General features: G+C 70.7%; 20 protein-coding genes, 1 other RNA gene, 1 pseudogene and 1 other annotated feature. Of the genes and pseudogenes, 7 read left to right on the top strand and 15 right to left on the bottom strand.

The window, feature by feature from the left end; all coding sequences use genetic code 11:
* Window positions 1–190: 190 nt before the first annotated feature.
* A protein-coding gene (locus RQM47_RS00795; protein ID WP_409945472.1) for an IS3 family transposase occupies window positions 191–1,422 on the bottom strand; the annotation gives its coding sequence in 2 pieces (ribosomal slippage) (window positions 191–1,140 and window positions 1,140–1,422; 1,233 coding nt in all).
* Window positions 1,028–1,144: a sequence feature (AL1L pseudoknot), on the bottom strand. Its footprint overlaps the gene before it by 117 nt.
* 137 nt (window positions 1,423–1,559) lie before the next feature.
* On the opposite strand from RQM47_RS00795, the gene RQM47_RS00790 reads away from it, so the two are divergent.
* Window positions 1,560–2,393, top strand: a complete 834-nt coding sequence (locus tag RQM47_RS00790) for a C-terminal helicase domain-containing protein (protein ID WP_311665188.1) — start codon at window positions 1,560–1,562, stop codon at window positions 2,391–2,393.
* A gap of 21 nt (window positions 2,394–2,414) precedes the next feature.
* Here RQM47_RS00790 and RQM47_RS00785 read toward each other — a convergent pair whose 3' ends face one another.
* The 3 genes from RQM47_RS00785 to RQM47_RS00775 all read right to left on the bottom strand — a co-directional run bounded on the left by RQM47_RS00785 (window position 2,415) and on the right by RQM47_RS00775 (window position 4,493).
* On the bottom strand, window positions 2,415–3,332 hold the full coding sequence (locus RQM47_RS00785) for a CHAP domain-containing protein (protein ID WP_314007001.1): 918 nt from the start codon (window positions 3,330–3,332) through the stop codon (window positions 2,415–2,417).
* A 25-nt stretch (window positions 3,333–3,357) separates the two neighbouring features.
* Window positions 3,358–3,627, bottom strand: a complete 270-nt coding sequence (locus RQM47_RS00780) for a hypothetical protein (RefSeq protein WP_311665183.1) — start codon at window positions 3,625–3,627, stop codon at window positions 3,358–3,360.
* A 113-nt stretch (window positions 3,628–3,740) separates the two neighbouring features.
* Window positions 3,741–4,493 (bottom strand): DUF6266 family protein, encoded by a 753-nt coding sequence (locus tag RQM47_RS00775; RefSeq protein WP_311665181.1) that lies wholly within the window; start codon window positions 4,491–4,493, stop codon window positions 3,741–3,743.
* A 170-nt stretch (window positions 4,494–4,663) separates the two neighbouring features.
* Between RQM47_RS00775 and RQM47_RS00770 the strand changes: the two genes are divergently transcribed.
* Both RQM47_RS00770 and RQM47_RS00765 read left to right on the top strand, forming a co-directional pair.
* Complete coding sequence (locus RQM47_RS00770) at window positions 4,664–5,260, top strand: type IV toxin-antitoxin system AbiEi family antitoxin domain-containing protein (protein WP_311665179.1); 597 nt, start codon at window positions 4,664–4,666, stop codon at window positions 5,258–5,260.
* Entirely contained in the window at window positions 5,257–6,174 is a 918-nt protein-coding gene (locus tag RQM47_RS00765) for a nucleotidyl transferase AbiEii/AbiGii toxin family protein (protein ID WP_311665177.1), read from the top strand. Before RQM47_RS00770 ends, RQM47_RS00765 begins: the two co-directional genes overlap by 4 nt.
* Before the next feature lie 4 nt (window positions 6,175–6,178).
* On the opposite strand, the gene RQM47_RS00760 is transcribed toward RQM47_RS00765, so the two are convergent.
* Both RQM47_RS00760 and ssrA read right to left on the bottom strand, forming a co-directional pair.
* Window positions 6,179–6,364 (bottom strand): hypothetical protein, encoded by a 186-nt coding sequence (locus RQM47_RS00760; RefSeq protein WP_311665175.1) that lies wholly within the window; start codon window positions 6,362–6,364, stop codon window positions 6,179–6,181.
* Window positions 6,365–6,543: 179 nt separating this feature from the next.
* Window positions 6,544–6,919: a transfer-messenger RNA gene (gene ssrA / locus RQM47_RS00755) on the bottom strand.
* Window positions 6,920–7,722: 803 nt separating this feature from the next.
* Between ssrA and RQM47_RS00750 the strand changes: the two genes are divergently transcribed.
* The 3 genes from RQM47_RS00750 to udk are packed head-to-tail and all read left to right on the top strand — an operon-like array spanning window position 7,723 to window position 9,667.
* Window positions 7,723–8,034 (top strand): YtxH domain-containing protein, encoded by a 312-nt coding sequence (locus RQM47_RS00750; protein ID WP_314006996.1) that lies wholly within the window; start codon window positions 7,723–7,725, stop codon window positions 8,032–8,034.
* A gap of 36 nt (window positions 8,035–8,070) precedes the next feature.
* On the top strand, window positions 8,071–8,988 hold the full coding sequence (locus RQM47_RS00745; RefSeq protein WP_314006994.1) for a YaaA family protein: 918 nt from the start codon (window positions 8,071–8,073) through the stop codon (window positions 8,986–8,988).
* Between the two features lie 58 nt (window positions 8,989–9,046).
* On the top strand, window positions 9,047–9,667 hold the full coding sequence (gene udk, locus RQM47_RS00740) for a uridine kinase (RefSeq protein ID WP_311665169.1): 621 nt from the start codon (window positions 9,047–9,049) through the stop codon (window positions 9,665–9,667).
* Between the two features lie 18 nt (window positions 9,668–9,685).
* Here udk and RQM47_RS00735 read toward each other — a convergent pair whose 3' ends face one another.
* From RQM47_RS00735 to RQM47_RS00705, 7 genes are all read right to left on the bottom strand, one after another.
* The gene (locus RQM47_RS00735) at window positions 9,686–10,495 is read right to left on the bottom strand and encodes a type III pantothenate kinase (RefSeq protein WP_311665168.1); all 810 of its coding nucleotides are present in this window, start codon (window positions 10,493–10,495) and stop codon (window positions 9,686–9,688) included.
* 86 nt (window positions 10,496–10,581) lie between these two features.
* Entirely contained in the window at window positions 10,582–11,850 is a 1,269-nt protein-coding gene (locus RQM47_RS00730; protein WP_311665166.1) for a hemolysin family protein, read from the bottom strand.
* 39 nt (window positions 11,851–11,889) lie between these two features.
* Window positions 11,890–12,672 carry an enoyl-CoA hydratase/isomerase family protein gene (locus RQM47_RS00725; protein ID WP_311665164.1) on the bottom strand — a complete coding sequence of 261 codons (783 nt, stop codon included), beginning with the start codon at window positions 12,670–12,672 and terminating at the stop codon, window positions 11,890–11,892.
* 200 nt (window positions 12,673–12,872) lie between these two features.
* On the bottom strand, window positions 12,873–13,784 hold the full coding sequence (locus RQM47_RS00720) for a hypothetical protein (protein WP_311665162.1): 912 nt from the start codon (window positions 13,782–13,784) through the stop codon (window positions 12,873–12,875).
* Window positions 13,785–13,852: 68 nt separating this feature from the next.
* Window positions 13,853–14,434: a hypothetical protein gene (locus RQM47_RS00715; protein WP_311665160.1), complete on the bottom strand. Its 582-nt coding sequence runs from the start codon at window positions 14,432–14,434 to the stop codon at window positions 13,853–13,855.
* 118 nt (window positions 14,435–14,552) lie between these two features.
* The gene (locus RQM47_RS00710) at window positions 14,553–15,320 is read right to left on the bottom strand and encodes a PspA/IM30 family protein (RefSeq protein WP_311665158.1); all 768 of its coding nucleotides are present in this window, start codon (window positions 15,318–15,320) and stop codon (window positions 14,553–14,555) included.
* A gap of 53 nt (window positions 15,321–15,373) precedes the next feature.
* Entirely contained in the window at window positions 15,374–16,732 is a 1,359-nt protein-coding gene (locus tag RQM47_RS00705) for a thymidine phosphorylase (protein ID WP_314006991.1), read from the bottom strand.
* Between the two features lie 187 nt (window positions 16,733–16,919).
* Between RQM47_RS00705 and RQM47_RS00700 the strand changes: the two genes are divergently transcribed.
* Window positions 16,920–17,954, top strand: coding sequence for a zinc-binding dehydrogenase (locus RQM47_RS00700; RefSeq protein ID WP_311665154.1), 1,035 nt, complete (start codon window positions 16,920–16,922; stop codon window positions 17,952–17,954).
* A 314-nt stretch (window positions 17,955–18,268) separates the two neighbouring features.
* Here the strand turns inward: RQM47_RS00700 and rpmE are convergent.
* Window positions 18,269–18,475: pseudogene (rpmE, locus tag RQM47_RS00695) on the bottom strand (50S ribosomal protein L31); the annotation flags it as partial.
* Between the two features lie 179 nt (window positions 18,476–18,654).
* Window positions 18,655–20,739: an excinuclease ABC subunit UvrB gene (uvrB, locus tag RQM47_RS00690; RefSeq protein WP_311665152.1), complete on the bottom strand. Its 2,085-nt coding sequence runs from the start codon at window positions 20,737–20,739 to the stop codon at window positions 18,655–18,657.
* Window positions 20,740–20,869 lie beyond the last annotated feature (130 nt).

Genomic DNA, 20,869 nt, shown 5'->3' with positions numbered 1-20,869 from the left:
TCGGGACCGTCAGCGCGTTCTGGAAGCTCGTCAAGGACTACGGATTCCCGGCAGCAGTCAAGAAGCTGACGAGCGCGCAACAGCGGGCGGCGCGCCTGTTCCCGGTCTGGGCGGTCAACAACCTCTCCGTCCGAAACGCCCTCCCCCTCCAGCCCGCCCTTGAATCAACCCGGGTTTGCCGGAGACCGGATTACGTGAGTGCCGCCTCGGTGACCTGAGTCTCCAAGCGGCGGTAGAAAGCGTCTTCGTACTCGGCTGGCGGAAGGTAGCCGAGAGGCTCGAGCAGGCGCCGCTCGTTGAACCACCACACCCATTCCAGCGTGGCGAGTTCGACGTCTTCGAGGCCGCGCCACGGCCCGTTGCGGTGGATCTCCTCGGTCTTGAACAAGCCGATCACCGTCTCAGCCAGGGCGTTGTCGTAGGAATCTCCCTTGCTTCCGACCGACGGCTCGATGCCCGCCTCGGAGAGCCGCTCGGTGTAGCGAATGGACAGGTATTGAACGCCCCTATCGCTATGGTGAACGAGGAGATCGTCGCCGACCGAGCGCTCGCAGATGGCCTGCTCCAGCGCGTCGAGCGCCAAGTCGCTCCGCAGCGAGTTCGACACGCGCCAGCCGACGATGCGCCGCGAGAACACGTCGATCACGAAGGCGACATAGACGAAGCCGCGCCAGGTGGCGACGTAGGTCAGGTCCGACACCCAGAGCTGGTTGGGGCGCTCGGCGGTGAAGTCGCGCTCCACCAAATCGAGCGGGCGCTCGGCCAGATCCGCCGGTACGGTCGTGCGGACACGGCGGCCCCGCGTGACGCCGCGCAGACCCATTGTGCGCATCAGCCGGGCGACGGTGCAGCGGGCGACCACGAAGCCTTCGCGTTTCAACTGCTTCCAGACCTTCTTTGCGCCGTAGACCGAGCGGTTCTCGTCCCACACGCGCTGGATCTCAGCACGCAGGGCCTCGTCGCTCTGTGACCGCGCCGAGCGCAGGGCCGGATCGGACTGGCGGGCTTTGGCGGCGTAGTAGGTCGACGGAGCGATCGGCAGAACCTTGCAGATCGGCTCGACTCCGTAGGCCTCGCGGTGGTCGTCGATGAACGTGATCATCGTCTCGGTCGGCGGTCGAGCTCCGCCTGTGCGAAATACGCGGACGCCTTGCGGAGGATCTCGTTGGCGCGGCGCAGCTCGCGGTTCTCGCGCTCCAACTCCTTCAGCCGCGCTCGGTCGTCGGTGGAGGGGCCGGCGCGACGGCCGTGGTCGCGCTCAGCCTGGCGAACCCAGTTGCGGAGCGTCTCGGCGGTGCAGCCGATCTTCTCGGCCACCGAGCGGATGGCGGCCCACTGCGAGGGGTGGTCGTGCTCGTGGTCGAAGACGAGGCGGACGGCGCGCTGCCGGACCTCGGGGGAATAGCGGGTGGACTTGCTCATGGCTCCAAGTTGTCAAGGATGGGAGCCTCCGGCAAACCCGGGTTGATTCACCTCTTCGACCTCGTCGTCATCGACGAGGCGAGCCAGTGCGACCTCGCCTCCGCCGTGCCCTCCTCTACCGGGCCCGCCGGGCCGTCGTGATCGGGGACCCGTACCAGCTCCGCCACATCACGTCCGTCGGCGAGGAAGCGGAAGCTCGGTTCGCCAAGCGGGCAGGGGTCACGGACCTGCTCCCTCGCCTCTCTTACGTTCGGAACTCGACCTACGACGCCGCCGAGGCGGCCCTCTCCGAAGCCGGAGGCCATCGCGTCTTTCTCCGCGAGCACTACCGGTGCCACCCCGAGATCGTGGCGTTCCCTGCGCGTGCCGTCTACAAGGGGCGGGACCAACTCCTCGTGCGGACCACTCCCGAGCAGTACACAGCCCGCATCCCCCCGCCACTCCACGGCCTCGTCTGGCACCACGTCGCTGGCCAGGCCCGTCGCGTCCGGTCGAGTTGGATCAACGATGCCGAGATCGACGCCATCATCCGTCTCCTCACAGAGTGGTCGGCTGCGGGCCACCTCGCCAACACGGACCTCTCGATCGGAATTGTGACGCCGTTCCGACCCCAGGCGGATGCGATCCGCGACCGAGTGCGCCGGCTCGATCTATGGGCTTCCCGCCCGCCCCCAACCGTCGGGGCGGCTCACGCCTTCCAGGGCGACGAGCGAGACGTCATGCTCCTCTCATCCGTCGTCGCATTAGGCATCTGGCCTGGTTCCGCTTCTTGGGTTAGCGGCGAGGTCAATCTGCTCAACGTCGCGGTGACCCGCGCGCGAGCGGGCCTCCACGTGGTCGGCGACGAGGGTGCCTGCCGAGAGACGGGAGGCGCCCTGCGAGACCTCGTAGCGTGTGCGAGGCTTCGCGCCTGCGACGGGGTTGCAAACGGCGTGGGCCCAGACACCTCACTCGCCGTATCAACAGGCTGACAGCCGTCATCCTGTTCCTGGTCATCGCCAATACGCCGGATCGACTGGCGTGAAGCTGACGATCCGGAAGTAGCTCCCGGGCGTGATCCGCCGCTCGCGCCGCCACACGCCATCCCCATCGCGCTGGCTCCCCGCTTGGCCAGACGACGTGTTGCCCTCGACCGTCTCGCCACTCGCGCCGTCCCAGGTCACCGCGAACCCCGCGTGCCCGTACGGTCCGTTTCCCTTCCGCCACACCACGACGGCCCCCGACGGCACTTTCTTCGTGCCCCGGAGCGCCTCGCTCGCCCGGATCGACCGGGCCGTGATGAACCGGGCCGCGAGCCCCGACCGGATCACGCGCCGCCGCCCATCGAGCGGCGCCCGGACGCCCGCCACGTCGAGCACGTAGCTGACATAGGCCGCGCACCACGGATTCCCCGGCCCGAGCCCGACCGACCCGAGGAACCGCTCGACCCGCGGCCCCCGATTGTTCCTGCCCCGCTCGACGGTCCCGAGGTAGGCGAGCGCCGTGTCGAGGTGGGCCGGCCGCGCGCGCACGACCTCGGAGGGACCTCGCTCTGCCCGTCCGCCCGCTGGCGGCGTGCACGAGCAGACGCACCGGCACGCCGCCTCGCCATCTGTCTCCGTCGCAGTGGGCAGCGCAACCGCCGGCTGTGCCGTGGCCACGGTCGCCGCGAGGAGCACCGCCAGCGCGAGGAGCGCGAGCGCGTACGCCACGTTCCCCGCTTTCAGCTCCGCCACCGTGTCGATCTCGTCCAAGACGTACCGGTCGAACGCCCAGAACAGCCCGACGGCCAGGGCGGCTTTCAGGAGACCCGCTGCGAAGCCCGAGAGCTCGATCGGGGTCACGGCCCCGTCGCCCCCGTCGGTGAACGTGGCGTAGACGGCCGTGCCGGTTGCGAGGAGCAGCGCGGTCAAGAACTTCTCGGCCTTCATCGGTCTCAGGGGGTCGAGTGAGAGGTCAGCGGTCGAGCCGGGCCTCAAGGTGGTCCAGCCGGCGCTCGACGTGCTCGATCCGCCGCTCCTGGCTCGCCTGGTCCACGAGCACGCCGCCGAGCGACTCGGCCAGCCGCTCGAGCCGGGCCGTGTTCACGGCGATGTCCTCGGCCACCCCGTCGAGCGTCCGGTTCGCGCTCCACCCGAAGAGCGCGACGAGGAGGGCCACGACGAGGTGGAGCGCGTTCCGGGCGAGCCAGCCCTCGACGGGCGGGGTCTGAGCGTGGGAGTCCATCGGTCCGGTCGGAGACGGCGCCGGCCCCGCTCCCAGTTCGCTCCTGACCAACTCCTACCGGAGGACGGTCGGAACGAGCGAGAGCAAGGCCGGCGCCTCGGGTGAGCCCGGGGTTAGACGAGCGCGCCGGCCTCGTCCGGGACCGGGCCTGCGTCGCCGCCGCCGGCCTGGAACGCGGCCCGCTTCTCGGCGCCCGTCACGACGACGTCGGCCGCGGCGTCGGCGTCGTAGCGGACCGACCCGTGGAAGGCCAGCTTCGGGTCGCCGCCGGCAACGGGCCGGTACGGCACGACGTGGACGGCGTACATGGCCCGGTCGGCGAACGGGACGCCGAGCGCCGCCTGGCCGTCGGCCCGCGTGAGGCCGGTCAGCACGTCCTGCGCCGCGCCGTCCGGCCCGGCCACGACGACCGCAATCGCGTCGTCCGGCTGCCCGCCGGCCACGTCCCACGTCACGAGCGTGTCGCCCGCGCCGTCGTCGGCGAGCGCCGTCGGCTCGGCCGGCGCGAGCCCGCCCCGCGTGAGGAGCATCTGCGCCGCGTCGAACGTGCCGGCCGGCTCGCCGGCCACGGCGTCGGAGCGCATGATGCGGACGTTGGCGCGGACGAACTCGTTGAACGCCGTCGTCGCGTTCCGGCCCGACCGCTCGAACCGGCGCCAGTACGGGCGGACGAACGCGTCCATGAGAGACGAGCCGGCCCGGGTGAGCTGGGCGAACAGGTCGCGCTGGGTCGTTTGCGCGGCGGTCTGGGGGTTGGCGGGCGTCACGCGGGAGCGGATCACGTCCTTCCCGCGCCACTTGGTCATGACGACGGTGCCGACGGCGTTCCGGCCGCCGCCGAGGATGCCTCGATCGAGAATGGCCATGGGTCTGTCTGGGGGGTGAGTCCTCAACCTCGGCGTCGGCTCCGTGGCCGTCCAGGTCGTCTTCCCAACCTCGGGAGCGCCCAGCGACACCGCGAGGTGGGTTAGCCGAAGACACGAGGGGGCGTGGTTGTTACATTTCCTCGGTACCTGAAGCCAAGTACCTAGACTTCGTGACGCACGCCGACCAACTCCTCGACCTCGCCCGCCAGCGAGGCGTCCTCCGCCCGAAGGACCTCGCTCCGCTCGGCATCCCCCGCCAGACCCTCGCCCGTCTCCACCGCCGGGGCGTGCTCGAGCGCGTTGGGCGCGGCCTCTACGTCCTCGCCGACGCCGACGTCTCCGAGTACCACACGCTCGTCGAGGCCGCCCGTCGGGTCCCCCACGGCGTCGTCTGCCTCCTCTCGGCCCTCCGGTTCCACGACTTCACCACGCAGGACCCGTTCGACGTGTGGGTCGCCATCGAGAACAAGGCGTGGCGGCCCGAGCCCGAGGCCATCCCGCTCCGCGTCGTCTACATGTCCGGCCAGGCGTTCGCCCACGGCGTCGAGGCCCACGAGGTCGAGGGCGTCGACGTCAAGGTCTATGGCGCGGCGAAGACCGTCGCCGACTGCTTCAAGTACCGAAGCCGGGTCGGACTCGACGTCGCCATCGAGGCCCTCCGGGACTACCGTCGGAGCGACGGCTTCGATGCGGACGCGCTCTGGCGGGCCGCCCAGGTCTGCCGCGTCTCGACCGTGATTCGCCCCTATCTCGAGGCCGTCGCATGAGTGCAGAGTCGAGCAAGGCCGCGTCCGTCCGCCAACGGCTCCTCAACCGTGCCCGCGCCGAGGGCGGGGGCTTCCAAGCGCTCCTCACCCGCTACGTTCTGGAGCGCTTCCTCTACCGGCTGGGGCAGTCCCCCCACCGCGAGCGGTTCGTCGTTAAGGGCGCGATGCTGTTCGTGCTGTGGGAGGGCGACCTCCACCGGACGACGCGCGACCTCGATCTCCTCGGCTCTGGCCCCAGCGCCATCGCCGACGTGGAACGGGCCGTCCGCGAGGTCCTCACCGTTGAGGTGGAGGACGACGGCGTGACGTTCGACTCCGGTACCGTGCGGGGCGATCTCATCCGGGAGGAGCAGGAGTACGAGGGCGTCCGCGTGAGCGCCGAGGCCCGCGTCGGCAACGCCCGCGTCCGCCTCAAGATCGACGTCGGGTTCGGCGACGCCGTCACGCCCGAGGCGGAGGAGGCCACCTTCCCTACGCTCCTCGACGCCCCGCCGCCCACGCTCCGAGCTTACCCGAAGGAGACCGTCGTCGCCGAGAAGCTCCAGGCGATGGTCGCCCTCGGCATCCTCAACAGCCGGATGAAGGACTTCTACGACGTCTGGCACCTCGCCCGCCACGACGCCTTCGACGGCCCCACGCTCACCGAGGCCGTCCGCGCCACGTTCGAGCGGCGCGGGACCCCCGTCCCCCACGCGGCCCCGCTGGCGCTCACCAACGAGTTCGCCGCCGATACCGGGAAGCAGACGCAGTGGCGCGCGTTCGTGCGTCGCGGCCGGCTGAGCGACGAGGCCACGCTGGCCGAGGTCGTCGGCGTCCTCCGCGTCTTCCTGCTCCCCGTACTCGACGCGGCCCGGCGCGAACCCTCACTCGACGCCCACTGGCCACCCGGCGGCCCATGGCTGAAGGAGGGGTAGAGGGCTACTTCCGGTAGACCACGGTCCGGACCCGCTCCTCGCTGAGGTAGTACGGCCGGCCCTCGTCATCTTCGTGCGGTCCGAGCAACTCGGCCACCGACGCCTCGACGGTCTGGCCCGACTGGCGGAGCATCTCGAACCGGCGTCGGAGCTCGGCGTCGCGGAGCGCGAGCCGGAGCGCCTTCGCCACGCGCGCGTCACCCAGCGCCTCCGCCAGCGCGGCGGCGTCGGGGAGCGTGACGGGCGGGCCGCCCGGAGTGGGGGAAGGGGGCCAAAGTGGGCACAGCGGAAAAATCCGGCAGTGTTTCCGGCAGTGCCCAAACTAGAACCGCCCCTCCTCGGCTTCAATGGCCGAAAAGGGGCGGTCTGTTGTGGAGATGCCGGGAGTCGAACCCGGGTCCGAGAAACGCTACAGTCCGAGCGTCTACACGCGTAGTCGGCGCTTTAAAGGTCTTTGCTTGTCCGGCGTGGCCCGCCGACGGGCTTCCGGTCAAACGCAGGCTGGTTGGTTCTCGTCCGTTCGGCTCAGCCGGAGCCTCCGGGACCAGCTCACTCTAGTCGGTGTCTCGCACAGCGACAGTGAGCACCCACTGTGCGAGACAGCTAGCGGCGTGTTTACGCGGCCAGCGAGTAGGAGTAGTCGTTCGCAGCTACAAGTGCGGTCCGATGGGTGTCACGGGCGTATCGGACACCACCCGGCGCGCAGCTCGCCGCACACGTCTCTCGTCGAAACCAAGTCATCCCCAAGGAACAGCGCCTCGCCGAAGCCAGGCAGAGAGGACAACGTACGACCGAGACTCCTCAGTCTCCACCCCGCCCACTTCACGGTCGCTCCGCCACCGGCGCGACCGCGTAGAACGAAGCCGGGCGGACACGCTCACCCGTGCGTGTCCGCCCGACGTGCGCGGACCCGTATTCGGGACGCTATGCGCACTGGCATCGCTCTTCAACGTCCCCGCCGTGCTGTGCACGACTCGCGGACGTACCAGACCTACGGCAATGCGCATGCCAACCGTTGTCCCCGCTCCATAGTCCCTCCCGCGTTCCCTCTGTACGCACGGAGGGGCAGAGTTGCGGTGGCGAAGCGTCTCTGATCCTGGACGGATGTGTGGCCGATCGGAGACGGCCCGTGTCTTCGGCGTGTTGGAGAACGGATTCGCCAGGACGTCAGAACCGGGCGGCGGCGGCTACGTCTCGTATGAAGCCTGCACCGAGTCCCGCGCATCTCGGCGAAAGCCGACGTCCCAGCGTTACTTTGAGGTCTCTGTTCGTGTTCGAACGCTCACCAACTCCCAGTCCCTATGCCCAGCGGACGTAAGCGCAAGCGCCACAAGATCGCCACTCACAAGCGGAAAAAGCGCCTCCGCAAGAACCGGCACAAGAAGAAGGGCCGGTAGCACCCCCGGCGTCGGCGGGCGGTACCGGACGCGTTCGGCTGCGGCCGGCCGCGCCACGATGCGCCGGCCTCTAGGCCGAGCCGGGCGTCCCGTGTGCAGGGGCGGCCTTGCTGCGAGTGCCCCACCCCGCCCCTCCTCGCTCTCCGTCTCCATGAGTCAGCGTAGCCGGTCTGTCCGTGCCGCCGTCTGGGGGTTCCTCGTTGGAGGAACCTCGGGCGTAGCCTTCGGCCTCCTCCTAGCCCCCAACGAGGGGCGCCAGCTCCGCCGCCGCGCGGCCTACCTCCTTGACCGGTGGGCCAGCGACCTCGCGGGTCTCGTGGACCGGCTCGACGGCGCCGACGTGCCCACTGACGCCCGCCAGCGGGCCGACGACATCGTGTCCGACGCCCGCAAGCAGGCGGAGAGCCTGCTGAGCGAGGCCGACGCCCTCATCATGCAGGCCCGAAAGGGACGGTCCTCGTAACGTCGAACCCGCCCCGCTCTCACCCCGCCCCCACACGTGCGTTTTTCCATCCTCCTTCCCAGCGCGGAGGGTAAAGAGGCCGGCGGCAACCCGCTCGCGCCCGACATGTTCGACTACCGCTCGTCGAACACGTTCAACTACTTTTCCGAGCTGAACCCTGAAAGGCGCGCGCTGATCGACGCCCTCCAGACGCAGATGGAGGAGGCCACCGAAGCGGAGCTCGGGGCGCTGCTCGGAGTCAAAGGGGACACGCTAGAGGAGGCTGTCGCGATCAACCGGGACATTTACCGGAGCCCGCTCATGGCGGCCGTCGATCGGTACAGCCCAGGCGTGATGTACGCCGCGATGGATTTTGCAGGCCTCCCGACGGGCTCCCAACGTCGCCTGCTGGAGAACGGCGTCATCTTCTCCGGTCTGTTCGGGCTGCTCCGCCCCGATGACCTGATCCCGAACTACCGCCTGCGGATGGATGCCAAGGTGGGCGACCTGGGCAAAGTGGCGTCTTACTGGCGGCCGGTGCTCTCGGATCACCTCAACGCGCTCCTCAAGGGGCAGGCGGTCTGGAACCTCCTCTCCGGCACGCACGAGGCGGCATGGGACGACGCGGGGACGTACGCCCGGATGATCCGGCTCAAGTTCTACCGCGAAGACGAGAGCGGCGAGCGGACCGCCGTCTCCCACGGCGTCAAAGAGCTGCGCGGCGCCCTCGTCGCGTTCATCGTCAACGAGACGGCCGACGGCGTCGAAGCCCTCGAAGAGTGGGAGGCGCCGGACGGATACGAGGTAGACCACGACGGGTCCGAGATCGACGAGTCTGGGGGCGGGACCGTCGTCATGGTGTCGAGCCCGGGGTGGGAGGCCCGGCGGAAGGCCCGGCGGAAGGCGCGGGCGCAGGAGGAGGCCGAGGCCGCCGCAGCGAAGGCGGCGCGCGAGCGCGACGAGGACGACGACTAGGTCGCCCGTTCCGCCGCCCCGCCCGCTCTACCGCCCCGCCCCTTCCGCCGCCCCGCCCGTGTCCGTCGTCATCGGTATTGCGGGCGGGTCAGGGTCGGGGAAGACGACGGTCCAGCGCCGCGTGATGGAGCGGTTCGGGCCGCGGCGGATCGCGCTGCTCGACCACGACGCGTACTACCACGACCTCGCGCACCTCGAGCCGGACCAGCGGGCGCGGTTCAACTTCGACCACCCGGACGCGCTGGAGTCCGACCTCCTGGTCGACCACCTCGACCGGCTCCTCGCCGGAGAGCCCGTCCAGAAGCCGACGTACAGCTTCGAGACGCACCGGCGGCTGGAGGAGACGGAGACGGTCGAGCCCCGCCCCGTCATCCTGGTCGACGGCATCCTCGTGCTCGCCGAGCCCGCGCTCCGCGTCCGCATGGACGTCAAGCTCTACGTCGACGCGGCCCCCGACGTCCGCCTCATGCGGCGGATCGAGCGGGACCTCCACGAGCGCGGCCGCTCCGTCGAGTCCGTGCTCGACCAGTACCGGCGGACGGTGCGCCCGATGCACCTCGAATTCGTCGAGCCCTCAAAGCGCCACGCCGACGTCATCATCCCGCGCGGCGGCCGCAACGAGGTAGCCATCGACATGGTCCTCGCGCGCGTCCAGTCGCTCCTGGACCTCGACCACTAGCCGCCCCGCCCGGGCAGCCTACTGGGGCGGGGCGGTCAAGAGGCGCACGCCGTCGAGCACGAGGTGGGGTTCGACGCGGTCGACGCCCGGCACGCGCTCGGCCATCCACGGCCCCCACCCGCCGGTCACGACGAGGGCGGGGCGGGCGCCAAGCGCCTCGGCCGTCTGGCGCAGGAGCCGCTCCACCCCGCCCACGAGCGCCGCCGTGAGTCCGGCCTGGATCGACTCGGCCGTCGACGCGCCGACGGGCTCGGGCGGGGCGGCCCATGCAATGTCCGGGAGCTGGCCCGTGCCGCGGGCGAGCGAGCGGCGCAGGAGGTCGGGGCCGGGGAGGATGGCGCCGCCCAGGTAGGCCGGCTCCGCGCTCACGACATCGAGCGTGACGGCGGTGCCGGCGTCGAGCGCCACCACTGGCCGCTGGCCGCCCACGAGCGCCCACGCGGCCGCCGCCGCTGCCAGCCGGTCGGCCCCGAGCGTCGAGGGCGTTTGGTAGGCGAGGCGGAAGGGGAGCGGGAGCGCCGCCGACACGACAGCGGGCGGGGCGGACCACGCGGCCTCCGCCGCCTCCGCGAGCGCGGGCGTCAGGGCGGGGACGACCGAGGCGATCCCGACGGCGGACGCGCAAGGCGACAGGTCCCGGAACCGCCCCGCCCACACCTCGGGCGGGGCACCGTCCGAGGGCCACCGCTCGACGCGGACCCACCGCCCCGCCCACACGCCGGCCTTGACGGACGAGTTGCCGGCGTCGAGGGCGAGGAAGGGGGGGAGAGAGGAAATGGGAACGGAGAACTGGGAATGGGGCAGAGAGAGGGGCGGGGCGGTCCTCATAGTCATGTGTCCGCCACGGCCATCACGTGGGCGGGGTGGTCGGCTCCACGCCCTTCCCGTTCCCATGTCCTGCACGCGCAGCGGGTCTACAGCCTCTGGATGCGGACCGTCTCGATCCGGCTCGGACTCGCCGTCAGAACCGTAAAACGGTGTCCGTCCAACTCGAACACCTCGCGCTCCGGGGGGACGCTCCCGACGTGCGCGAGCAGGTAGCCGGCAACGGTGTCGTAGTCGCCGGCGGGGAGGACGACGCCGGACTCGGCCTCCAGGTCTTCCAACTCAACCCGGCCGTGGACGTGGACCGTCCGCTCGTCAATCCGGCGGACCGGGGCGGCGGCGGCGTCGTGCTCGTCGCGGATGTCGCCGAACAGCTCTTCCAGCAGGTCTTCGATCGTGACCACGCCGGCCGTCCCACCGTACTCGTCGACGGCCACGGCCATCGTGGAGCCGCCCTGGAGAAAGTCGAACAGGAGGTCGCGGGCCGGCTTCGACTCGGGCACCATGCGGGCGGGGCGGAGGATGGCCGCCAGCGAGTCCGGCGCGTGGAACAGGTCGTGCGCGAGGACCACGCCGACGATCCGGTCCACGTTCTCGCGGTAGACGGGGAGCCGGCTAAAGCCCGTCTCGATAAACGTCTGGCGGACGGCCGCGAGGCTCGCCCCTTCCTCGACGGCCACGATCTCGGTCCGCGGCACCATCGAGTCCTTGACGCGGAGGCTGCGGAGCTCGAACACGTTCGAGAGGATCTCCGAGCCCTCCTCGTCCAGGTCGAGCGTGCCCGTCTCGCGGCTCTCGCGGATGACCAGCTCGAAGTCGCGCCGCAGGAACTGCTGGAGCGTGTCGGGCTCGCCGCCGACGAGGCGAACGAGCCCGCCCGAGACCCACCCCGCCAGCTTGATCGGGAGCCAGAACACCCAGTACGTGACCCAGAGCGGGGTGGCGAGCGCGAAGACCACCCCGCCCGCCGGCTGCCGAAGGAGCGACTTCGGGATCACCTCGCCGACGACGAGGACCACGAGCGCCGCGATCACCGTCTGCGTCAGGAGGACGGTCCCGGTCGGGTCGGCCATCCCGAGCGTCCCGGCGAAGAACGCCCGGAGCGGCCCTTCGAGCGCCAAGCTCATGAGCGTCGAGTAGACGACGAGGGCCACGTTGTTGCCTACGAGCGTCGTCGTGAGGAACGTACCGGGGTCGGCCAGGAAGTCCTGGACCACGCGGCCGACCCACCCCGACTGCCGAGCTCGGACCTCGGTCTTGAGCCGGTTCGCCGTCACGAACGCGATCTCCGAGCCGGAGAAGAACGCGCTCAGGAGGAGCATGAGCCCGATGAGCAGGATCTGAGCGGTGGGCGACATAAGGCGTCGGGGCGGGGCGGGGGGCGGGCGCCCCCAGCGCTACCGGCCCTGGAACTGCGGCGTCTCGCGGTTGAGGAACGCGCCCACGCCCTCGGCAAAGTCTTCGGTCGCCGCGCACTGGGCGAAGAGCGCGGCCTCCTGCTGAAGCCCTTGCGGGAGCGGGAGGTCCGCCGCGCGGAGCGCCTGGAGCGTCATGGCCACGGCGACGGGCGCCTTCGAGGCGATCGTGAGCACGAACTGCTTGGCCGTCGGGATAAGCTCCTCAGCCGGCACCACACGGTTGACTAGGCCGATCTCGTACGCCCGCTGCGCCGAGACCCGGTCGCCGGTCAGCAGCATCTCGGTCGCGATGCCGCGGCCGACGAGGCGCGGGAGCCGCTGCGTCCCGCCGTACCCAGCGATGAGCCCGAGCTGCACCTCGGGCTGCCCGAACTGGGCCGTCTCGGAGGCCACCCGGAGGTGGCACGCCATGGCGAGCTCGCACCCGCCGCCCAGCGCGAACCCGTTGACGGCGGCCACGACTGGCTTCGGCGTGCTCTCGATGCCGCTGAACACGGCCTGCCCGCGCGCGGCGAAGCGGTGGGCGTCGAGCGGCTCCATGCCTGCGAACTCGCCGATGTCGGCGCCGGCCGCGAACGCCTTCTCGCCCGCCCCCGTAATCACGACGCCGCGGACGCTGTCCTGGCGCGCGAGGCGGAGCGCCTTGCTCAGTTCGGCCACGAGTTGCTGGCTGAGCGCGTTGAGCGCGTCCGGCCGGTCGAGCGTGATCGTGAGCACGCCGTCGGCGTCCGTCTCGGTCTGGAGGGTCTGAAAGTCGGGCACGGTTGAGAGATGGGTGACGGGTACAGGGTGACGAATCCTTCCGGTTCGGGGTCGCGCTGAGTGCGGCCGCCCCGCCCGTGGACGGCGGCGGAGAGGTTACGGACACCGCCCCGCCCTGGGGGGGCGCAGCGGTCTCCGGGCACGTGGTCATCGCCGGGCGGGGCGGGGCGGTCGAGCTGGCCACCCCGCCCGTCTCCCGTCTACCGCTCGCGCGAGCGGCGGCGTTCGGACGTGGGCGGCGGCTCGGAGAGGCTGTCAATGTCGTCGAGGAGGCCGGCGTCGATCCGGCCGACCTTGCCGGCCGGCGAGGCGTCGAACGCCTCCAGGTCCAGCTCCGTCAGGCCGCTCGTCCCGAGCGAGTCTTCGATGGCCTCCATCGAGAGCTGCGTCTCCTCGACCTCCGACATCAGCGTGTCAAGCTGGAACGAGACCTCCTCCGGGTTCTGCATCGTCAGCGACTGCTCGTAGACGTAGCGCGTCACGTCCTCGATGGTCTCGAGCTGGGCCTCGATGATGGCCAGGTTCTCGCCGGCCTTCTTGAATCGGTCGAGCCGCTTTTCCAGGATCACGAGCCGCCGCTCCTTGATGGCACGCACGCGGGGCGGGTCGCCCTGCATCTCGTGGCGGAGCCCGGAGATGGCGTCGACGATGTCGGCCTCGCCGGTCCGCCGGGCAAACTGGACGTAGCGCTCCTTGAGCTGGAGCAGGTTGAGGTGGGCGTCCAACAACCCGTCGAGCTTCTGGAGGTGGGCGTCGAGGAGCCCCTGGCTGGAGTACGGGAGCTTGGCGTAGTTGTCCTTGATCGCCTTCTCCATGTTGCGGAACCGGACGTACCGCTTCTGGTCGTCCTTGGCGAGCGTGCGGAACACGTCGCGGTCGCGGGGCTCCTTCCGGCGCTCCCCGATCTTCCGCGCGCGGACGGCCCGCCGGTAGCGGTCGTTGCGGGGGACGGTCCCCAGGTACAGCAGCTCGGCCGCCGCCGCGAACACGAGGAGCACGTTCGCCGTCACCCCGCCCGCGAGGAGCGCGACGACGAGGGCGAGGATCAAGAAGCCCAGGTTGACCGGGCTCATGAACGCCTCCTTCGTAAAGTTGATCGGCTCGTCGGGCATCGGGCTGTTACGTGTCTCGTGTTCCGTGTGTGGCGTCCGCTAGGAGAGACGCAACACGGAACACGCAACTAGGATTTTGAGCGGCCGATGGTCTTGCCGTCGCGGTCGGTCGGCGGCGGGTCGCCCGCGAGCGGGGCGCGCCCGATCGTCTTGTCCGCCCCGCCCCGCCCCGCGTCGTCAGGCGGGATGGGCTCGCCGGTCGGGCCGGCGGGGTGGGCCGGGCGCTGGCCGTGCGACTCGTTCGGGTCGGTGACGAACGGGCTGTCCGGGTTCCGGGCGGGGTCGATGGCCAGGTTGGGCGTGGGCTCGTCGGGGAGCGCCCCGCCCATGGCCGCCTTCATCTGCTTGACGAGCGCCTCGGCTTCGGCCTTGGCGAGGTCGTCGCGGTCGAGGTCCTCGACGTTGCCGGTCTGCGGGGCCTGCCCTTCGAGGGCCAGCTCGAGCCGCGCCTCCTGCTGGGCCGACTCGCGGAGCATCTCCTGCGTCAGCCGGTCGGTCTCGTCGGCGACGTCGGAGTTCTGGATCTCGTTGAGAGCGTCGGCCGTGGACTTTTTGCTCTGGAGCCCGCGGTAGGTCTGCTTGAGGTCGCGGAGCTTGCGGAGGTGGGCCTTCTCCTCGGCCTTCAGCCGCTCGAACTCTTCGGGGGACATGGTGGGGGAGGGATGGGGGATACGAGGGACAAAGGGATGAGCAGAGGGGGAGCGGGGCGGGGCGGTCGAGGGCAACGTTTGCCTATCCCTCCATTCCCTATCCCTACGATCCCTCTTGCTACTCCGTCCGCGTCCGGTCGCGGCCGGCGGTGCGCTCGGCCGGGGCGGGCTCGTCGGGGATCTGGAGGGCCGGGGCGGGCGCGGACTCGCGGGCGGGCGATTCAGACACGCCCATCTCCAGCTTGAACTGCTTGACGAGCTCGGCGCCCTGGAGCTCCTGCGCGTCCTCCTCGATCTGCATGGCCTCGGTGTCGACCGAGTCGAGGGCCATCTCCATGCGCGCCTCGTTCTTGGCCGACTGCTCGTTCACGCGCCGGATCATCTCGGAGTGCGTCTGGTCGACGCCGGCGACCTCGAACTGCTCGAGCGTGTCGGCGATCTTCGCCTGCCACTTGGCCCGCTCGTGCGTGCGGAGGGCCTCCTTGGCCTCGGAGATCTTCTTTTCGCGCTCGCGCATGAACGCCTTCTTGACCTGGAGCGATTTCTCGTAGGCCTGCTCGGCGAACTCGAGCTGCTCGCCGGTCCGCGCCTGGGCCTCCTTGGTCGACTGGAGCTGGACGGCGTAACGCTGCGCGATGTCGTCGCGGCCGGCGTTGATGGCGGCCTTGATCTTGTTCGTCAGCGCCTGCTGCTCGGCCGTGTACTTCCGGTGCTCCTTCTGGAGCAGCATCGCATTCGCCTTCACGGTCGCGATGTTCTCGTTCATCTTGGGGACCTGGTCGTTCAGCTCCCGGATGTTCTGCTCCAGGATCAGCCGGGGGTCCTCCATCGCGGAGACGGCCCCGCCGAACATGGACTTGATGAGACGGGTGAAACGCTTCCACATAGCGGCGGGCGGGGCGGGTGAGGCAGGGGGGAGGGAATGTAACGGGCGTGCGGTCAGGCCGATCCATCCGCCCCGCCCGCGCGTCCGTCCCACGCCCCACCCGCGTAGCGGTCGAGGACGAGGGCGGCGGGGCGGGGCGGGGTGGCGTCGGAGACCGTGAACGCGGCCCGCACGGCGTCGGTGTCGGCGCGGTCCGGGTCGGAGGCGTAGACGAACGCGAGCGGCTCGCCGGCCTCTACGGGCTCGCCCGGTCGTTTGTTGAGGACGAACCCGGCCTTCGGGTCCACGGCGTCCTCCTTCCGCGCCCGCCCCGCCCCGAGCGCGACGGCGGCGTAGCCCAGCGCGAGCGCGTCGACGTCGGCGACGGTGCCCGCGCGGTCGGCCTCGACGGTCGCCACGGGCTCGCCCATGAGCCGGGCGGGGTGGTCGAGCACGGACGCGTCGCCGTCCTGGGCCTCGACGAGCGCGCGGAACGTGGCGAGCGCGCTCCCGTCGGCGAGCGCGGCGCGGGCCTGCTCCCGCCCCGCGTGTGCGTCGGGCGCCGCCCCGCCCAGGGCCAGCATCTCGCCGGCGAGCGCGACCGTGACCTCGACGGTGTCGTCGCAGGCGCCGCCGGTCGGCGTCTCGTCGCGCAGGATGGAGACGGCCTCGGCGGTCTCGGGGCCGTTCCCGACCGCGCGGCCCAGCGGGACGTCCATGCGGGTGAGGAGCGCGACGGCGGGCGTCCCCTCGCGCTCGGCCACGCCGACGAGCGTCTCGGCGAGGCGCCGCGCCTGCGCCTCGTCCTTCATGAACGCGCCCCGCCCGCACTTCACGTCGAGCACGAGCGCGTCGATGCCCTCGGCCAGCTTTTTCGACAGGATGGAGGCGGCGATCAAGGGGATCGACTCGACGGTGCCGGTCACGTCGCGGAGCGCGTAGATCTTTTTGTCGGCCGGCGCGATCTCGGCCGTCTGCCCGATCATGACGGTCCCCACGCGGCCGAGCACGTCGCGGTACTCCTCAATCGAGAGGTCCGTGCGGAATCCGGGGATGGCTTCGAGCTTGTCGAGCGTGCCGCCGGTGTGGCCGAGCCCGCGCCCCGAGATCATGGGCACCGGCACGCCGCATGCGGCCACGAGCGGGGCGAGCACGAGCGACACCTTGTCGCCTACGCCGCCCGTCGAGTGCTTGTCGACCTTGGCGCCCTCGACGTCGCTCAGGTCGAGGACGCGGCCGCTGTGGAGCATGGCGCGCGTGAGCGCGGCGGCCTCGGCGTCGTCCAGCCCGCGCACGAAGGCGGCCATGAGGAACGCGGCCATCTGGTAGTCCGGCACGTCGCCGGCCGTGTAGGCGTCGACGAGGGCGGTGAGGTCGTCGGGGGCGACCTCGCCCCCGTCGCGCTTCTGGGTGATCAGGCGGACGACGTTCATCGAGTGCGGAATGGAGAATGCGGAATGACGAAGGGGAGCCCCGGGCGGGGTGGCGCAAACTCCCCACCGGCGCGGGCGTTCTCGGGAGGAGAGGGATGGGAGAGGCACGGAGGGATGGGCAGACGCCCTCCGACCACCCCGCCCGCGCTCATCCCTCACATCCCTTGTCCCTCCATCTCTCTTCCCCATGACTCAGATCTGGATTCCCGAAGCCGGCCCGCCCGACGTCCTCGACGTCCGCGAGGCGCCTGACCCGCGGGCGGGGCGGGGCGAGGTGGTCGTCGACGTCGAGGCGGCCGGCATCAACTTCGCGGACATCCTGGCGCGGCAGGGGCTCTACCCCGACGCGCCGCCGCTCCCGGCCGTCGTCGGCTACGAGGTGGCGGGGACCGTCGCGGCCGTCGGGGCGGGCGTCGAGTCGCTGGCCGTGGGCGACCCGGTGCTGGCGTTCACGCGCTTCGGCGGCTACGGCTCGAAGGTGGCCGTCCCCGAGGTGGCCGCGTTCCGCCGGCCCGACGGCATGAGCGCCGAGGAGGGCGCGGCGATCCCGGTCAACTACCTCACGGCGTTCCAGATGATGATCGTCATGGGCAGCGTGCGCCCGGCCGACGAGCTGGGCGGGCGGCCCGTCCGCGTGCTCGTCCACGGTGCTTCGGGCGGGGTGGGGACGGCGTGCGCCGACATCGGGAAGGCCTACGGTGCCGAGCTGTACGGGACGGCCTCGCCGGGCAAGCACGACTACGTCCGCGAGCGGGGCTACGCCCACGCCATCGACTACCGCAACCGCGACTTCGTCGACGAGGTCATGCGGCTGACGGACGGGGAGGGCGTCGACCTCGTCCTCGACGCCGTCGGCGGGAAGCACTGGGGCCGGAGCCTGAAGACGCTGGCCCCGAGCGGCCGGCTCCTCGTCTACGGCATCTCGTCGGTGACGGGCGGGAGCAAGGTGGACCTCGCCAAGATGCTCCTCGGCGTGCCGTGGGTGAAGACGAACCCGCTCGGGCTCATGAGCCGAAACGAGGGCGTCATGGGCGTCAACGTGGGCCACCTGTGGAACGCCCGCGAGCGCGTGGCGGGGTGGGCGCGCGCCGTGCTCTCGCTCTACGACGCCGGCCACGTCCGGCCCTACGTGGACCGCGTGTTCTCGTTCGACGAGGCGGCCGAGGCGCACCGCTACATCGAGGACCGCAAAAACCGCGGCAAGGTCCTCCTGCGGCCGTAGCCGCCCCGCCCGCGCGTTGTGGGCGGGGTGGTCAGGGCAGGCCCCGCCCCGCCCCGGCCACGCCATCAATCGTAGGGACACCACGCGTGGTGTCCGCATTCGCAGCGCCGCCCCGCCCGCGCGTGGTGGGCGGGGTGGTCATAGAAACGGGGCGGGCCGCATCGCGCAGCCCGCCCCGTTCGCAGTCGTCCGTGCCGGCGGCGCTACGCCGCGGCCGGGGTCTCCTCGGCGGGCGTCGTCGCCGGACCGGCGTCGGTCGTCACGGTGCCCTCGGCGTTGTCGGCGCCCTCGTCGTCGTTGCCGATGGTCTTGGCCTGGGCCTTCCCGTAGCGGCGCATGAACTTCTCGACGCGGCCGGCCGTGTCGACCATCGTCTTCTTGCCCGTGTAGAACGGGTGGTTCGACGAGTCGACCTCGGAGCGGAGCTCGTCGCGGTCCATCGTCGAGCGCGTCGTGAACTCGGACCCGTCCGCGAGCGTGACGGTGACGAACGTGTAGTCGGGGTGGATGTCGGTCTTCATCGGTCGGGGGCGCGGAGTCAGAACCGAAAAGGTACGCGGGCGGGGCGGGTCCGCCCAAGCCGCCCCGCCCGTGTTCCCCCGGTCTTCGCGGGGGCGCTCGGGGCGGGGGGGCGCTCAGGTCGGGACCACCCCGCCCCGATCCCTCTGCCGCCCCGCCCCTACGGGCGCGGGCGGGGTGGTCAGGCGGCGAGCGTGGCCTCGATCTGGGCGACGGAGTCCCGGAGCTCGGCGGCCTTCTCGAACTCCAGGTTCTCGGCCGCCTCGTCCATCTCGCGCGTCAGCTGCGCGACGAGGTCCCGCTTCTGGTCGTCCGTCAGGTACTTCACGACCGGGTCGGCCACCTTCGGGAGCTGGTCTGGGCCGCTGTAGTAGGTCGTCGCCTGCTTGGCGCGGCGCTCGTCCTGCTCCGCCTTGTGGTCGGCGATCGCTGTCCCGCGGCGGACCTCGTCGATGGACTTGGTGACGGTCGTCGGCGTGACCCCGTGCTCCTCGTTGTACGCCGCCTGGATCTCGCGGCGGCGCTCGGTCTCCTCCATCATGCGCGCCATCGAGTCCGTCACGCGGTCGGCGTATAGGACCACGACGGACTCGGCGTTCCGGGCCGCCCGCCCCGCCGTCTGGATGAGCGAGCGCTCGGACCGCAGGAATCCCTCTTTGTCCGCGTCCAGGATCGCGACGAGGTTTACTTCGGGCAGGTCGAGCCCCTCGCGGAGCAGGTTGATCCCGACGAGCACGTCGAACTCGCCCAGCCGCAGGTCGCGCAGGATGTCGACCCGCTCCAGCGCGTCGATGTCCGAGTGGAGGTAGCGCACGCGGACGCCGAAGCTGTCGAGGTAGTCGGTCAGGTCCTCGGCCATCCGCTTCGTGAGCGTGGTCACGAGCACGCGCCCGCCGGCCTTGACGCGGTCGCGGATCTCGCCCAGCAGGTCGTCGATCTGGCCCTCCACCGGCCGGACCTCGACGACCGGGTCCAGGATGCCCGTCGGGCGGATGATCTGCTCGACCACCACCCCGCCCGACTGCTCGAGCTCGTAGTCGGCCGGCGTCGCGCTCACGAAGGTCACGTTGTGGTGGAAGCGCTCGAACTCCTCGAACGTGAGCGGCCGGTTGTCCATCGCCGACGGCAGCCGGAACCCGTGCTCGACGAGGTTCAGCTTGCGCGCGCGGTCGCCGTTGTACATCCCGCGGACCTGGGGGATCGTCACGTGGCTCTCGTCGATGACCATCTGCCAGTCCTCGCCGTGGTTTTTTTCGAAGTAGTCGAGCAGGCAGTACGGCCGGGTGCCCGGCTCGCGGCCGTCCATGTGGCGGCTGTAGTTCTCGATCCCCGAGCAGTACCCGATCTCCTTGATCATCTCGATGTCGAACAGCGTCCGCTGCTCGATCCGCTGCGCCGCGATCATGTTGCCCTCGTTGCGGAGGATCGCGAGCCGCCACCGGAGCTCCTCCTCGATGCCCGCGATGGCCCGGTCGACCTGGTCCTTCGGCGTCACGAAGTGCTTGGCCGGGTAGATCGTGAGCGTGTCCGACTCCAGCGCCAGCTCGTCGCCGGTGAGCGGGTTGATCCGGGCGATCCGCTCGACCTCGTCGCCCCAGAACACGATGCGGTAGGCCTGGTCCTCGAAGTAGGCCGGGAACACCTCGACCACGTCGCCGCGCACGCGGAACGTGCCGGGCGTAAAGTCGACGTCGTTCCGGTTGTAGAAGATGTTGACGAGCTTCAAGAGCAGCTCGTCGCGATCGGTCTCCTGCCCCGGCGTGACCTGGACGAGCTGCTTTTTGTACTCGTCCGGGTTGCCCAGCCCGTAGATGCACGACACGGACGCCACGATCACCACGTCCTTCCGCCCGCTCACGAGCGCCGACGTCGCCCGCAGCCTCAGTCGGTCGATCTCCTCGTTGATCGCCATGTCCTTCTCGATGTACGTGTCGGACGAGACGATGTAGGCCTCGGGCTGGTAGTAGTCGTAGTAGGAGATGAAGAACTCGACGGCGTTGTCCGGGAAGAACGTCCGGAACTCGGCGTAGAGCTGGGCCGCGAGCGTCTTGTTGTGCGAGATCACGAGCGTCGGTTTCCCGACGTTGCGGATGACGTTGGCGGCCGTGAACGTTTTGCCCGTGCCCGTGGCCCCGAGCAGCGTCTGGTAGGGGTCGCCGCGGAAGACGCCCTCGGTCAGCTCCTCGATGGCGCGGGGCTGGTCGCCCATCGGCGTGAACGCCGTGTCGAGCGTGAACGGCGAGCGGATGCGCTGGATCGTAGCCATGAGGGCGGGGCGGGGTGGAGGCAGCCCGGGAACGTAGCGGCCCCGGCTGACAACCGTGCGTCAGACGAGCCGTGTAAGTTGGAGCCCCGCCCGCCGTTCCGATCCCCCCGCCCCGCCCTTTGGGTCCGCC

It is taken from the genome of Rubrivirga sp. S365, from assembly GCF_032248475.1.
Lineage (GTDB): Bacteria > Bacteroidota > Rhodothermia > Rhodothermales > Rubricoccaceae > Rubrivirga > Rubrivirga litoralis.
Note: the sequence above shows the minus strand (reverse complement) of the source record. Positions and strands in the feature narration are given on the sequence as shown.

Coding starts and splice junctions, on each gene's coding strand:
- RQM47_RS00750 (WP_314006996.1), top strand. CDS start 7,723: ATGAGTCAGCGTAGCCGGTCTGTCCGTGCCGCCGTCTGGGGGTTCCTC.
- RQM47_RS00765 (WP_311665177.1), top strand. CDS start 5,257: ATGAGTGCAGAGTCGAGCAAGGCCGCGTCCGTCCGCCAACGGCTCCTC.
- RQM47_RS00710 (WP_311665158.1), bottom strand. CDS start 15,320: ATGTGGAAGCGTTTCACCCGTCTCATCAAGTCCATGTTCGGCGGGGCC.
- uvrB (WP_311665152.1), bottom strand. CDS start 20,739: ATGGCTACGATCCAGCGCATCCGCTCGCCGTTCACGCTCGACACGGCG.
- RQM47_RS00780 (WP_311665183.1), bottom strand. CDS start 3,627: ATGGACTCCCACGCTCAGACCCCGCCCGTCGAGGGCTGGCTCGCCCGG.
- RQM47_RS00785 (WP_314007001.1), bottom strand. CDS start 3,332: ATGAAGGCCGAGAAGTTCTTGACCGCGCTGCTCCTCGCAACCGGCACG.
- RQM47_RS00720 (WP_311665162.1), bottom strand. CDS start 13,784: ATGCCCGACGAGCCGATCAACTTTACGAAGGAGGCGTTCATGAGCCCG.
- RQM47_RS00705 (WP_314006991.1), bottom strand. CDS start 16,732: ATGAACGTCGTCCGCCTGATCACCCAGAAGCGCGACGGGGGCGAGGTC.
- RQM47_RS00700 (WP_311665154.1), top strand. CDS start 16,920: ATGACTCAGATCTGGATTCCCGAAGCCGGCCCGCCCGACGTCCTCGAC.
- RQM47_RS00735 (WP_311665168.1), bottom strand. CDS start 10,495: ATGAGGACCGCCCCGCCCCTCTCTCTGCCCCATTCCCAGTTCTCCGTT.
- RQM47_RS00730 (WP_311665166.1), bottom strand. CDS start 11,850: ATGTCGCCCACCGCTCAGATCCTGCTCATCGGGCTCATGCTCCTCCTG.
- RQM47_RS00775 (WP_311665181.1), bottom strand. CDS start 4,493: ATGGCCATTCTCGATCGAGGCATCCTCGGCGGCGGCCGGAACGCCGTC.
- RQM47_RS00715 (WP_311665160.1), bottom strand. CDS start 14,434: ATGTCCCCCGAAGAGTTCGAGCGGCTGAAGGCCGAGGAGAAGGCCCAC.